We start from the raw sequence: 13,605 nt of genomic DNA, 5'->3' as shown, positions 1-13,605 counted from the left end.
CCGTCAGGCAGACGACATGTTCATCGCAACATAGTGTGACGACAGCATGACGCACACCTGCCAAAAGGCCTGGGGTGGCGGATCAGGCTTCGCCGTCGTCGGGGCTGACGCCGTTGTCCAGCGCCTGCAGGTTTTCCTTCATGCGGTTGAGTACGCCCAGCGCCTGTTCCAGCTCAGGCACGCTGATACCCTGGGTGGCGTCTTTGCGCACGCCCTTGGCGATCAGCTCCATGTCGGCGATGACGCCGCGAGCCTGGTCGGTGACATACAGCCGCCACGCGCGGCGGTCCTTGGGGTCGGGGCGGCGCTCGACGAAACCGGCAGCTTGCAGGCGATCGATCACCCGGCCCACCGCGATCGGCTCCATCTCCAAGGATTCGGCCAACTCGGTCTGGCGCAGGCCTTCGCGGTGGTAGAGCATCTTGGTGGCCCGCCACTGGGCGCGGGTCAACCCGAATTTCACGGCGCGCCTGTCGAAGTGCTTGCGGAACAGCAAGGTGACATCGTTGAGCAAATAGCCAAACGAAATGTCTTCTGCCTTAGTCATGGCGATGGGTAGTTCCCTACGGGACGGTGTCGTAGCCCAAGCATACGTCGCAACTATTTACGAAGCCAATGCCCATGAACATAGACATCATTGTCGGCGACATTACCGCACTGGACGTGGATGCCATCGTCAACGCCGCCAACAGCACCCTGCTGGGCGGCGGCGGTGTGGATGGCGCCATCCATCGGGCGGCTGGTCCGAGGCTGATGGAGGCCTGCCAGGCCATACCCGAGCTCAGTCCCGGGGTGCGCTGCCCCACCGGCGAGGCGCGCATCACTGCCGGATTCGACCTCAGGGCGCGCTACATCATCCACACCGTCGGCCCGATCTGGCTCGGCGGCCAGAGCGGCGAACCTGAACAGCTGGCCAGCTGCTATCGGCAAAGCCTGGCGCTGGCGACCGAATATGACCTGGCCTCGATCGCCTTTCCCGCGATCAGCTGCGGTGTCTACGGCTATCCGCCCCATCGGGCGGCTCGAGTAGCCGTGCGCAGCCTGCTGGACGCGCCGCAGGGCGGCCCCTCTGACGTGCGGGTCTGCTGCTTCAGCGAGGACATGGCCGCCATCTGGCGCGAGGCGCTCAACGACGCACGTTGAATGGATAGAGCGGGGGCAGTGGCGAGACATTCGATGCCTGCTCCAGGGGCTGCCACGCAAATCCATGCTTGAATGCCGCGGTGAGGCGTTCGCCCAGCCCGGTTTCGTCCGCGCCGGCGTAGTGCTTGCGTTGCAGGGCATCGATGGCCTCTCGCTGGGGACCGGCTGACAACGCCTTAGCGAGTTCACCGAGGTTCCGCAGCATCGGCCTTTCCGCCTGGGCCCAGGCGAGCAAAGCGCTCGCCTGCTCCGCCGCATTCTTGCCACGCGCGGCGGCGAGGAAGGCGGTGCGCAGATGCGGTGTGGTGCCCTTGGTTTCCAGGGGGAAAGCAGCCGGTGCAGCCCTGCCGCGCCGACGGCGCCAGACCAGCCAGGCCAGCATCGTCATTAGCCATAAGCCAAAGCTGGCGAGCGCGATGTTGCGCCACCACACATGCTGGCCGACGACGGGAGCCTGCGCCGGCGCGGCGTCGACAGGCGTGGTGTTGATTTGCGGCGCCGGCGCGGCAGGCGTCGCCGGTGCACCTGGAGCAGCCAGCACGTTGAACGTCTGCGCTGGGATGCGCGTCGTTTCGGCGTGGTTCTCAACGACGTTCCACCACGTCAGCGTCGTTTCCGGAATGCTCAGCTTGCCGGCGCGATTGGGCACCACGGCAAAGCTCTGCTGACGACGGCCCACCAGCCACTGCCCTTCAACGCGCGTGCCATTGACCGGCTTATCCGGATACACGGTGGCGCCATCAAGCGAGGGGAGACTGAGCGCCGGCAAGGCCTCGTACGGCAGACCGACGGCCTGTACGTTCATGACCAGGTTCAACGGTTCGCCCACGTGCAGATCGCCATGCGACGGCCCGCCGTCCAAGGTGAGACTGAGCGAACGGGCGGGCAGCCATGCCGCCTGCGCCGCCTGCGTGGGCGCCGGCCGTACATCGATATCCACTACCGGTGACGCTGCGGTGATCGGCGTGCCGTTGCCGAAGAAGGCATCCGGGTTGGCCATATTGACCGACTCGCCCTGGAACGCCACCGCTGGAATCTGCAAGTGCCCTTCGCGTTGCGGCGTGGCCGCGTAGCGGCGTTCGATCACGTTGTAGCGACGACCGCTCCGCTCCGCCTGGTAATTGATTTCATCGCCGAGGCGACGGAAGTCGACGCCTGCCACTTGCGGATCTTCCAAGGCACCGCTGGTCAGATCGGTGGCAAAGAACAAGCGCACCGTATAGACCATTTGCTGCCCGACGTAGGCGCTGGCGGGATCGACCGTCGCCTCGACAAACACATCCTTGCGACCCGCCGCTGCTGCGCTTGTATCGGGCTGCACCACTTCCAGTTCCACCGGTGCAGTCGTCCCGCCGGCAAACGCCAACGCCGGGATGCGCAACGTGCCCACATGCAACGGGCGCAACGCCACACCTACGGTGACCTGCGCGGCGCGCTGGCCGTTGATGATGCTGATGCTGGTGTTGCTCGAGGAGCCAAGCACGGCGAAGTCCTGCGACAACACGCTCAGATCGGGTGTGGCCGCCATGGCGCCGCCACTGGCGCGCAGATTCAGCGTGACCGTCTCGCCAAGTTCCACGCGATTGCGATCCAGGGTTGCCTGCACGTCTGCGGCCATCGACGCCAGCGGCCACAGGCACGCGAGGCAACACAGCAAGATACGGGGATAACGGGACGTCACTGCGAGTCACCTTCTGACGGCGACGCGCCACCGTGGCGCTGCCGGTATTCAAGTTCGAATTTGCGACGCAGCAGCGCGCCCGGATCGTCGGGTACGCGTTGCAGCGCCTGCCGCACATCCGCAGGCAGCTTGGCTTGAGCATCGTCCTTCTCGATGGCGCCGAGTTCGTGCGTACCGTCGCGCGCCTTCTCGTTGGCTTGCTGCTTGCCCAGCGCCTCATCCATCTGCTTTTGCAGCGCCTGTTGCGCCTGGGCCTGGCGAGCTCGCTCCTGCGCCTGCTGCTCAGGCGTTTGCGGCTGATTGGCGCCGTCCTGGTCGGGCGATTTGTCCATCGTCTGGTTGCGCCCCTGCTCGCTCTGATCGTGGCTCTGGCCTTCCGAACCGCCGTGCGCATCCGGTGAGGACTTGCCTTGCCCCTGATCCTGTTTACTCTCGTCGCGCTGCTGACCCGACTGGCCTTGCGCGTTGTCGGGCGGCGTGGTCGAGGGACCGGAGCCTGCCTTGCCTTTGTTGTCCTTCGCGCCATTGTCGTTCTGCGGGTTCTTCGGCTGCTGGCGCATCCAGTCTTCCACCGCCTTGCGATTGGCCAACGCATCGGCGTTGCTGGGGTCAGCCTTGAGTGCTCGATCGTACGCATCCAGAGCGCCCTGGTAGTCGCCCTGCCTGGCCAGTGCATTGCCGAGGTTGTACTGCGCGTCCGTACCAGGCAGCGGACGCAGTTGATGGCCTGCCGCGGCGTAGTCTCCGGCGCGATAAGCGGCCGCTCCGCGTAAAGCGGGATCGCGCGCCAACTGCTCGGCACGCTTGGCATCGCCCTGCTGCAGCGCCGTGGCGGCCTGTTGATCGGGGCGACGCCACAAATCACTCCAGGTGCTCGCCTGCGCTGGCCGGGGCATCGCCGGCAGCAAAGCGAGCGCGAGCAGCAGCAGCCAACCGCGGCGGAACGACATGGCCGCCAGCGGCAGCAACAACAGCAGCAGCCATGGCCCGCGATCCTGCCATTCGTCGCCATGCAGATCGGCAGCAAGCGTCGCCGGTCCGCCCGCACGCAATTCGCCGTCGAGCGCGCGTATGTCGCGATCGTCGTCGGTCATCGGCACGTACTGCCCGCCGCCGCTGGCGGCGAGCGCGCGCAGGGCATCGTCGTTGCGTCGCGCGAGCGTCACGCTGCCTTGCGCGTCGCGCTGGAAGCTGTTGTCCGATAGCGGCACCGGGCCACCTTGCGAAGTACCGATGCCAAGGACAGACACCCGCACGCCATCCGCAAGCGCCTTGCGCGCTGCTGCCTGCGCCGCGGCGTCAGCATCATCAGTGACCAGCACCAGTGAGCCGCCGCCGACCTTGGCGTCGTGGATCAGGCTGACGCCGCGCTCGATGGCCTGGGCCGAATCATCGCCATCGACAGGCATCGTGTCGGGCGAGAGTGCCGCCAGCAGATCGTTGAGCGCCGAGCCATCGGAAGTCAGCGGCGCCACCACGAAGGCCTCACCGGCGTACGCGATCAGCGCGTTGAGTCCATCGTGATTGCTGGCGAGCAGATCGCGCACCTTGTAGCGCGCGCGATCCAGCCGGCTCGGCGCCACATCGCGCGCCAACATGCGCTGCGACATCGACACGGCCACGACCTGTGCAGCGCGTTTCGCATACAGGGGTTGCGCCACGCGGCTCCAGGTGGGCCCTGCCATCGCCAGCGTGACGAGCACCCAGCCGCAGGCCAGCAGCCACGGCGTCGCGCGCCGGCGCACGGGATTCCCTTTCAACAGGAACGGCAGCAACTCGGCATCGACCAGTCGCGACAACTGTTCGCGGGCACCGTGTCGCCCTGCGGCGAGCGCGATCAACAGAGGCAGCGCGCACAAGGCGAGCAACCACCACGGCCGCAGAAAATGAAACTGCTGCAGCGCCTCGCTCATGCAAACGCCTCCCGACGCCGTACGTGCGGTGCGAAGGCGAGCAACCACGCGAACACCGCAAAGCCGAGCGGCCAGCGGAACAACTCATGGCGCGGCCGCAGCGAAGGACCTTGCTGCGGCATCGGCTCCAGGGCATCGATGGCGCGATAGGCATCGGCTAGCTGGCTGGCGTCGGTGGCGCGGAAATAGCGACCACCGGTTTGCGTCGCCATGGTGCTCAGCATGCCTTCGTCCAGGTCCGCCGACGGGTTCACCGTATGCGTGCCAAACAGATCGGGGATGCTCATTTCCGTGGCGCCGATGCCAATGGTGTAGACGCGTACACCGGCCGCCTTCGCCGCATGCGCAGCATCGAGCGGTGCGATATTGCCGGCGTTGTTGACGCCGTCGGTCAGCAGCACGACCACTCGCGCCTGTTCCGGCTGTCCGGCCAGCCGCTTCACTGCCACGCCGATGGCATCGCCTATCGCCGTTTCCGTACCGGCCAGACCGACCGCCGCGCCTTGCAGCTGAGCGCGCACCGCCTGCAGGTCATAAGTGAGCGGCGTTACCAGAAACGCCCGGCTGCCGAACAGGATCAAACCCATTTCATCGCCGCTGCGCCGTGCAATGAAATCGCCAGCAATCGCTTCCACCGCGCCAAAGCGGCTGACCGGCTGTCCACTCAGCTGCATGTCGTCGGTACGCATGCTTCCGGATAGATCGACGGCCAACATCAGCGCACGTCCGCTGCGTTGCTGGGCCTGGGGCGGCCCCACCCATTGAGGGCGTGCGGCCGCCGCCAGCAGGGCCAGCCACGCCAGCACCAGCAGCCACGTACGCCAGCCGCCGCGCCCCTGTCGCTCGGGCGTGTCCAGATGCACGCCAGGATGAGGAATATGCAAAGCCTGCCCAGGCGAGGCCGGACGCAGCCACCAGCGCAGCAGCCACGGCAGAGGCGCCAGCACGATCACCCACGGCCAGACGAACTCGGTCATGACAGCATCCCGCCCGCGGTGCTGCCGCGTAAATCCTGCCCAGCCGATGAAACGCGGTGGCGCCACGCCAGCTGCAACCAGCGGCGCGTGGCGCTGGCAGCGGCGTCGGGATCCAACGACGTCGCGGGCCGATACATGGCCGCTTCCAAACCGTTTAGCTGCTCGAGCGCGCCGGCATCGACGGGCATCCGGGCCAGAGTCTGGCTCCATGCCGCTCCATGCTGCTGCGCGGCGGTCGGATCGATGCGCAGCGCGCCTCGACGCAACAGCTGGTGCAATCCACTGGCAAGCGCCTGCGGTTGTTCGCGCCACAGCGACAGCACCTGATCGACCTCAGCCAGGACGCGCCGTTCGTCGGCAGCGCGGCGGCGCTGCCGACGCCACCACCAGATCGCCACGCCGACGGCGAGCAGGACCAGCACCATGAGGCCCCACCAGCCGGGCGCCAACGGCCACCACGAGGGCGGCGGCGGCAGATGAATATCACGCAGCAAGGGGCCGGTCTGTTGTGCGGCGGCCGGCGCGCTCATCGACGTACTCCGGGCGCCAGCAGCGACATCACGGCATCCAGCGGATCGGCGGCGGTATCGATGGTGTTGTGTGGCAGGCCCAGCGACTGCGCCATGCCATTCAATCGGCTCTGCCCTGCACCAAGGGCCTGCTGGAACTCGCGGCGCTGCCGCTCGCCAAACAGGGCCACGTCTCGGCGGACGCCATCATGCTCCATCGGATAGCGCCCCGCGGGCGGCAGGCCCAGCTCCAACGCGTCCGCCACCACCAGCACGCGGATGCCAGCCTTGTGTGAGAGCTTCAACAAGTGCCCATGCGCGCCTTCGTCGCAACTCAGTCCGTCGCTGATCAACAACACACGATTGGCGCCATGCATCAGCCGCCCTGCACGCAGCAGCACATCGGACAGCGGCTCGCCCGGGATCGGCGCATAACTGGCATCCCAGTCCGCCAGCGCGCCGCAGACCGCGAGCGCGCCGCGCGTGCCCGACTGCGGTCGCAGCATGCGATGACCATTGCCGAACGACATCAACCCCACACGCTCGCCTGCGCGTACGGCGTACCAGGCCGCCAGCGCCGCAGCACGCGCTGCCTGAACGGACTTGAGGCGCACGCGCGTGCCAAATCGCATGCTCTCGTGCGCGTCCAGCAGGATAAGCAGGCGCCCCTCGCGTTCTTCCTGGAACAACTTCGTGTGCAGGCGTCCGCTGCGTGCGGTCAGCCGCCAGTCCATGCGTCGCACGTCGTCGCCCGGCTGGTAGACACGCGACTCGGCATAGTCCATGCCACGGCCGTATAGACGGCTGGACTGCTGGCCTGAGCGCATCGCCCGGCTCTCCAGCCTGGGTAGCGCCGCCTTGGCGACCCGTGCACGCAAGGCCACCAATTCGGCGAGGCGCACGCTGGTACGGCCGTCGCCGTCCGGTGTGATGGGGGCAACGGCACTCACGGCAGGGGCACAAGATCCAGCACGCGGCGTATCACCTGATCGCTGCGTATACCTTCGGCCTCCGCCTCGTAGCTGAGTAGCACGCGGTGGCGCAGCACTTCGTGGACGATGGCGTGCACGTCTTCAGGCAGCACGAAATCGCGACCCGCCAGCCAGGCGTGGGCGCGAGAGCAGCGATCCAGCGCGATCGTCCCTCGCGGGCTGGCGCCCCAGGCGATCCAGCGCTTCAGTTCCGCGCCGTAGACGCCCGGTTCGCGCGTGGCCAGCACCAGTTGCGTGATGTATTCCTCCAGCGCCGGCGCCATGTGCACATCGAGCACGGCGTCGCGCGCGTTGAATACGTCGGTCTGGGTCAAGCTGGGCGGCGCCACCGGCACCGGGTGCAGGCTCCTGCGCGCCTGCTCGCGGGCCAGCTGCAGGATGGCCAGCTCGGCGGCGGCGTCGGGGTAACCGATGGTCACGTGCATCACGAAGCGGTCGAGCTGCGCTTCGGGCAGCGCAAACGTGCCTTCCTGCTCGATCGGGTTCTGCGTCGCCATCACCATGAACAGCTCGGGCAGACGCCACGTGCTGCGTCCCACCGTGATCTGACGCTCGGCCATCGCTTCGAGCAAGGCCGACTGCACCTTGGCCGGGGCGCGATTGATCTCGTCGGCCAGCACGATGTTGTGAAACAGCGGGCCACGCTCGAATTCGAAACTGCCCGCCTGCGGACGAAACACGTCGGTGCCGGTGAGATCGGCCGGCAGCAGGTCGGGAGTGAACTGCACTCGGTGGAAATCCGCCTCGATGCAGGCCGCCAGTGCCTTGACTACGGTGGTCTTGGCCAGGCCAGGCGCGCCTTCCACAAGGAGATGGCCATCGGCCAGCAGGGCCACCAGCAGGCAATCGATCAGGTGCGGCTGGCCAATGACGCTGCGTTGCAGCTCATCGCGAACGCGCAGGAAGGCCTCTTGCAGGCTGGATGAGGTGGGGGCCTCGGGCATGTCCATCGGGGAATCCATCAAGGTTGAACGTAACCACAGACCTTAACTGGCTCCGGAAGTTTACTACCCATGACTTCCGACCCCCATTGACAGCATCGGGCGCGCAAAAAAACAAAGGGGCGGCCGAGGCCGCCCCTTGTCGATTTTGCGATGGTTGCGCGCTTATTGCAGGCTTTCGCTCAGGATGCGCGGGGTCACGAAGATCAGCAGTTCCGCCTTGTCGCTTTCGCGCGAGGTATTGCGGAACAGCACACCCAGACCCGGGATGTCGCCCAGACCAGGCACCTTGGTCGCGTTGTTCTGCTTGGTGATCTCGTAGATGCCGCCCAGTACCACCGTCTGACCGTTGTCGACCAGCACCGAGGTGTTGATCTCACGCGTGTCGATCTGCGGCACCTGGCCACTGCCCGGCACGGTGATGAAGTCCGCCAGCGCGTCCTTCTTCACGTTGATCATCAGGTACACGCGGTTGTCGGAGGTGATGGTCGGGGTGACCTTCAGCTCGAGCACGGCGTCCTTGAACTGCACCGTGGCGGTACCGCTACCAGCTGCACCGGTGGAGGTGTTCTGGTAGGTCACGTAACCGATTTCCTGACCCTGGCGGATTACCGCTTCCTGCTGGTTGGCGGTGATAACGCGCGGGCTGGAGATCACTTCACCACGGCCTTCGGTCTGCGCGGCCGAGAGCTCCAGGTCCAGGGCGTAGTTCTTTCCGAGGATGCCCAGGGCGAAGCTGCCGCCCTGCGTGGCAGTCGGGAGATTGACGTTGATGCCGCCAGCCGTGCCGTCGCCATTGGAGGTGCCGCCCGTAGAAAGGGTCTGGCCGCTTGGGTTCACCTTCTTACCCTGCGCGCCGAACTTGGCGCCGAGTTCGCGGGTGAAGTTGTCGGTGGCAATCACGATGCGCGACTCGATCAGCACCTGCTGTACCGGTTTGTCCAGCACGGCGATCAGCGCGCGCAACTCGCGGATCTTTTGCGGGTTGTCGTTGATCAGCAGGGTGTTCGTACGATCGTCGAACGAGACGCTGCCGCGCGAGGACAGGAAACCGCGAGAAGCATTGGTGCTGCTGCCGCCGCCACCCGAGCTCTGCTGGGTGCCCGTGGTCAGCAGCTTGGCGATGTCCTTCGCCTTGCCGTAGCTGATCGGCACATAGTCGGTGACGAGTTCGGCATTGTCCTCGGCCTTCATGCGGGCATCGGCGACGCTCTGCTCGTACTTGGCCAACTCCTCCTGCGGAGCAATCCAGATCACGTTGCCGTTGCGACGCTTGTCCAGGCTCTTGGCGCGCAACACCACGTCGAGGGCCTGATCCCAGGGCACATTGACCAGGCGCAGCGTGACGCTGCCACCTACGGTGTCCGAAGCCACCAGGTTGAGGCCGGAGATGTCAGCCAGCAGCTGCAGGGCCGAACGCACCGGAATGTCCTGGAAGTTGAAGGTCACGCGGTTGCCCGTGTAGACCGGCTCCTGGCCCTTGGCCAGCGCGGCCTCAGCCTTCGGATCCTTCTTCTTGGGCGCCACTTCCACCACGTACTGGTTGCCGCTCTGGTAGGCCGAGGTTTCGACCACACCCTTGGTGCTGATTTCCATATGCGCACCGCCACCATTGGACTTGGTGACGATCGATTGCACCGGCGTGGCGAAATCGAGCACATCCAGGCGCTGGGCCAGGTTGGGCGGCAGGTTGGCGTGGCTGATATCCACGATCACCTTGTCGCCCTGATGCTTCATGTCGGCACTGGCGCCGGCGGCGCTGAAGTCGATCAGGATGCGGCCTTCGCCATTGGGACCGCGGCGGAAGTCGATGTTGGACACCGCCGGACCGCTGGCCATCGACGGCAACGCCTTGGACGGATCGATGGTCGATGCCGTGGTGGTGGTCTGTGCATCGGTACCGTTGTTCACCGTGAGCACGAGGCTGTTGCCCTCGACGCGGGAACGATAGGTGGAGTCACGCACCAGTTCGACCACCACGCGGGTGCGCCCGCCGGCGGAAACCGCCGAGACGCCGGTCGTTGCCCCCTTGCCGATGTCGAGATGGCGAGCCGCCGCGTTATCGGTGTCGGGGAAATCGACCGCGATGCGCGGTGGATTCCCGGTGGTGAAGATTTTCGGTTCCGGCACCGGACCCTGGGCGAAGTTCAGATGCAGCTCGACACGGCCGCCTGGCAGCGTGTCGTAGCTGATGTCCTTCAGGGTGCTGGTGGCCGCAAGCGCCGCGTTCGACCAGGCGGCGCCCAGCGTCAGCAGGCCCATAACCACATAACGGCTTGCCTGGCGCATGACACGGCCCTGAACGGTTTTGATTTGGTTGGTCATTGCATCAGCCCCTGTTTCTTATTTCTCGCTGAGCGCGATGCTGGCGGAACGTTCCATCCAGCCACCGTTGCCATTGGATACCAGTTCCACCAGGTCGATATGGTCATCGGCTACCGCGGTGACCCGACCATAGTTCTGGCCCATGTATTCGTTGCGATGGACACGATGGATCACGCCACCGGGGTCCTTCACGAGCACTTCCGTTGCGGTACCCGACCCCACCGTGCCGACCATCTTCAAGCTGTCCAGCGCGAACATTTCCAGCGGTTCCTTGGCGCGGTTTTCGTCCGGCCGTGGTCCCGTGTTGGCGCTGCCCTGGAGTTCGGCCGTGCTCGGGCTGAACGGATCACGCTTGTCCTGGTCGTTGTACTGGAAGGTCTCGAACGTCTTGATGACGGGCAGCGGCGGAATCGGCGCGCCCCTCTTCTGTTTTTCCTGGGCGACCCACTGGTGGAGGTCGTCCTGCCCGCTACAACCGGCGAGGGTCAGGACGGCGCACATCACCAGCGAAGCCTTCCTCATGGAAACAGGCCTGATGGCAGCAAACTTGCTCATTTCTGCCCCCCCGTCTTCGCGGCCGGCTTGCCATGCGTGGACTTGGCGTTGGCCGCCTTGGCCGACGCACTCTCGTCTTCGTCCAGATAGCGATAGGTCTTCACCGTGCCCTGCAGTACCAGCAAGCCGTTGGCGGCGGCGCCACCCTTCGGGCTCGGGTTCTTGGGCGTAAGCGACACGTCGTGCATGGTCAGGATCACCACTCGCGGCAGCGAAGCCACCCCGCTGATGAAAGTACCGAACTGGTGGTAGGTGCCCACCATGCGCAACTGGATCGGCTTCTCGGCATAGAAGTCTTTCGGCGACTCCGGACCCGGCTGGAACAGCTCGGTTTCCAGGCCGGCCGACAGCGCCGTTTGCGAAACATCGATCAGCAATTCGGGCATCTCGGTCTTGCTGGGCAGCTGGCGCAGCAACTGGCGCAGCATGTCCTGCATCTCGTCCAGCTGTTGCTGGAGAGCCTCGAGATTGACCGCCTTGGCCTGCTTGTCGGCGAACTCTTTCTTGAGCTGGTCTTCCTTGGAAACGGCAGTCTGCAGCTGGTCCTGCTGATCGCTGACAAAGAAGTACCAGCCGGCCAGCACGATGATGGCGAGCAGCAAACCGGTAAAGAACATCTTGACCGACTTGGGCCAGCCGCCGATGTTGTTGCGGTCCAGGCTCTGCAGATCATTGAGGAACTTCATTACTTGGCTCCTCCGTTGGCTGCAGGGGTGGCTGCTGCGGGCGCGGCGGCCGGCGTCGCCGGTGCTGTCACCGTCGCGGCCTTGGGCTGCGCGTCATGGGCCGCGGCCGGCTGGGCCGTGGAACTGGCAGAGGCCGGTGCTGCGTGGCCGTCGCTGGAACCATCGCCGTTGTCGTCGCTCTTGGGCCGGCTCAGCGCCACGTCCAGTCCGAACGCGTAAGGCAGACGGCTGTCGCCATGCGTGTTCTCGGTCTTGCGCAGATCGGCATGGCCCATCCACTGCGAGGACTCGATGTTGCGCATGTACTCGGCCACGCTGGCGTTGGACTGCGCGACACCGTCCAGCGTCATCGAATCGCCGGTCTGCTTGAGACCATTGAGGCGGGCGCTGGCGGGAATGGTCTTCACCAGTTCGTCGAACAGATGGACCATCTGCGAACGGTTGGCCTGCAGCTGCTCGATGATCTGCTTGCGGGCGAGCAGGCTTTCGCGGACTTTTTCAAGGTCCTTGATCTTGGTGATGCGCTCGTCCAGCTGCCTGATCTCGCCTTGCAGATAGGTGTTGCGGTCGTTCTGGCTGCTGATGCGGCCGTCCATCCAGCCGTACCACACCAAGACGACGAGCACGGCTGCCACGGCCGCCGCACCCAACTGCATGAAGAACTCGCGCTCGCGCTGCTTGCGGCGCTCGGTGCGCCACGGAAGTAGGTTGATGTGTGCCATCAGTCAAAGCTCCTCAGCGCGAGGCCGACCGCGATCATCAACGCGGGGGCGTCCTGTGCCAGCGACTGGGCCTGCACGCGAGGCGACAGCGACATGCGCGCCAGCGGGTTGGCCACCACGCAGGGCACGCCAAGCTGGTCTTCGAGCATCGGACCGATGCCTTCGATGGATGCGCAACCGCCAGCCAGCACGACCTGATCGACCTTGCTGTATTCGCTGCCCGCGAAGAAGAACTGGAGCAGGCGGCTGATCTGCTGCACCAGCGATTCCTTGAAGGGCTCCAGCGCCTCGCTCTCGTAAGAGTCGGGCAGACCGCCCTTGCGCTTGGCGCGACCGGCTTCCTCGTAGGAGAGGCCGTAGCGGCGCATGATTTCGTCGGTGAGCTGCTTGCCGCCGAACACCTGCTCACGCGAGTAGATGGTGCGCTGGTTGCGCAGCACCGACAGCGTGGTCATGGTGGCGCCGATGTCGACCACGGCGACCAGCGCGTCGCGACCGACGTTCAACTGGTCGGCCACCATCGCAAACGCGTTCTCCATGGCGAAGGCTTCGACATCGATCACCTTGGCGGACAAGCCGCCCAGATCGAGCGCGGCCACGCGCATGTCCACGTTCTCGGTGCGCGACGCGGCAAGCAGGATGTTGTTCATCTCGGGGTTGTCGCGCACCGGACCGAGGATCTCGTAGTCCAGGCTGACTTCCTCGATCGGATACGGGATGTACTGGTTGGCCTCGACCTGGATCTGGCCTTCCAAGTCATCCTCGGACAATTCGCTCGGCATCGGGATCACGCGCGTGATGACGGCCGAACCTGCCACCGCCGCGGACGCGTGCTTGAGCTTGGAACCCGAACGCGCCAACGCGCGCCGAATCGCCTCGCCCACGGCCTCGACCTCGACAATATTCTTTTCAACTACAGCGTTGGGGGGCAGTGGCTCGACCGCGTAATGTTCCACGCGATAGCGACCGCCGGCCTGGCTGAGTTGCAGCAACTTGACGGCCGTCGAACTGATGTCGACGCCGACAAGTGGCGGCTTCTTGGGTGTAAAGAGCCCCACGATGTTCCCCCTTGCCCCTGTGCGTCCAGACTCAGATTGGTCTGATGCGCATCGGCATTTAATCCAAAAATTAACGTATTGGCAACGGCCTACGAGCTTTTTC

The 13,605-nt window shown here is 65.4% G+C and carries 13 protein-coding genes; 1 reads left to right on the top strand and 12 read right to left on the bottom strand.

Annotation, left to right across the window (positions count from 1 at the left end; all coding sequences use genetic code 11):
- Window positions 1-82 precede the first annotated feature (82 nt).
- Window positions 83-547, bottom strand: coding sequence for a MarR family winged helix-turn-helix transcriptional regulator (locus tag AC1DMY_RS15435; protein WP_477165811.1), 465 nt, complete (start codon window positions 545-547; stop codon window positions 83-85).
- Between the two features lie 74 nt (window positions 548-621).
- On the opposite strand from AC1DMY_RS15435, the gene AC1DMY_RS15430 reads away from it, so the two are divergent.
- Window positions 622-1,143 (top strand): O-acetyl-ADP-ribose deacetylase, encoded by a 522-nt coding sequence (locus AC1DMY_RS15430; RefSeq protein WP_477165810.1) that lies wholly within the window; start codon window positions 622-624, stop codon window positions 1,141-1,143.
- Here the strand turns inward: AC1DMY_RS15430 and AC1DMY_RS15425 are convergent.
- From AC1DMY_RS15425 to AC1DMY_RS15375, 11 genes are all read right to left on the bottom strand, one after another.
- Complete coding sequence (locus tag AC1DMY_RS15425; RefSeq protein ID WP_477165809.1) at window positions 1,127-2,824, bottom strand: BatD family protein; 1,698 nt, start codon at window positions 2,822-2,824, stop codon at window positions 1,127-1,129. The two genes, AC1DMY_RS15430 and AC1DMY_RS15425, sit on opposite strands and share 17 nt — an antisense overlap.
- Window positions 2,821-4,737 (bottom strand): VWA domain-containing protein, encoded by a 1,917-nt coding sequence (locus tag AC1DMY_RS15420; RefSeq protein ID WP_477165808.1) that lies wholly within the window; start codon window positions 4,735-4,737, stop codon window positions 2,821-2,823. The genes AC1DMY_RS15425 and AC1DMY_RS15420 overlap by 4 nt, the downstream gene beginning before the upstream one ends.
- Window positions 4,734-5,714 (bottom strand): VWA domain-containing protein, encoded by a 981-nt coding sequence (locus AC1DMY_RS15415; protein WP_477165807.1) that lies wholly within the window; start codon window positions 5,712-5,714, stop codon window positions 4,734-4,736. The genes AC1DMY_RS15420 and AC1DMY_RS15415 overlap by 4 nt, the downstream gene beginning before the upstream one ends.
- Window positions 5,711-6,244 (bottom strand): DUF4381 family protein, encoded by a 534-nt coding sequence (locus tag AC1DMY_RS15410; RefSeq protein ID WP_477165806.1) that lies wholly within the window; start codon window positions 6,242-6,244, stop codon window positions 5,711-5,713. The genes AC1DMY_RS15415 and AC1DMY_RS15410 overlap by 4 nt, the downstream gene beginning before the upstream one ends.
- Complete coding sequence (locus AC1DMY_RS15405) at window positions 6,241-7,173, bottom strand: DUF58 domain-containing protein (protein ID WP_477165805.1); 933 nt, start codon at window positions 7,171-7,173, stop codon at window positions 6,241-6,243. The genes AC1DMY_RS15410 and AC1DMY_RS15405 overlap by 4 nt, the downstream gene beginning before the upstream one ends.
- A complete protein-coding gene (locus tag AC1DMY_RS15400; protein WP_477165804.1) occupies window positions 7,170-8,165 on the bottom strand; it encodes an AAA family ATPase in 996 nt (331 codons plus the stop codon). Before AC1DMY_RS15400 ends, AC1DMY_RS15405 begins: the two co-directional genes overlap by 4 nt.
- Window positions 8,166-8,321: 156 nt before the next feature.
- On the bottom strand, window positions 8,322-10,445 hold the full coding sequence (locus AC1DMY_RS15395; protein WP_477165803.1) for a type IV pilus secretin PilQ: 2,124 nt from the start codon (window positions 10,443-10,445) through the stop codon (window positions 8,322-8,324).
- 54 nt (window positions 10,446-10,499) lie between these two features.
- Entirely contained in the window at window positions 10,500-11,036 is a 537-nt protein-coding gene (locus tag AC1DMY_RS15390; protein ID WP_477165802.1) for a pilus assembly protein PilP, read from the bottom strand.
- Window positions 11,033-11,722 (bottom strand): type IV pilus inner membrane component PilO, encoded by a 690-nt coding sequence (locus AC1DMY_RS15385; protein WP_477165801.1) that lies wholly within the window; start codon window positions 11,720-11,722, stop codon window positions 11,033-11,035. Before AC1DMY_RS15385 ends, AC1DMY_RS15390 begins: the two co-directional genes overlap by 4 nt.
- Window positions 11,722-12,444 (bottom strand): PilN domain-containing protein, encoded by a 723-nt coding sequence (locus AC1DMY_RS15380; protein WP_477165800.1) that lies wholly within the window; start codon window positions 12,442-12,444, stop codon window positions 11,722-11,724. Before AC1DMY_RS15380 ends, AC1DMY_RS15385 begins: the two co-directional genes overlap by 1 nt.
- Window positions 12,444-13,502, bottom strand: a complete 1,059-nt coding sequence (locus tag AC1DMY_RS15375) for a pilus assembly protein PilM (RefSeq protein WP_046972148.1) — start codon at window positions 13,500-13,502, stop codon at window positions 12,444-12,446. The genes AC1DMY_RS15380 and AC1DMY_RS15375 overlap by 1 nt, the downstream gene beginning before the upstream one ends.
- Window positions 13,503-13,605: the final 103 nt, after the last annotated feature.

The organism is Dyella sp. 01L423, assembly GCF_056399945.1.
Note: the sequence above shows the minus strand (reverse complement) of the source record. Positions and strands in the feature narration are given on the sequence as shown.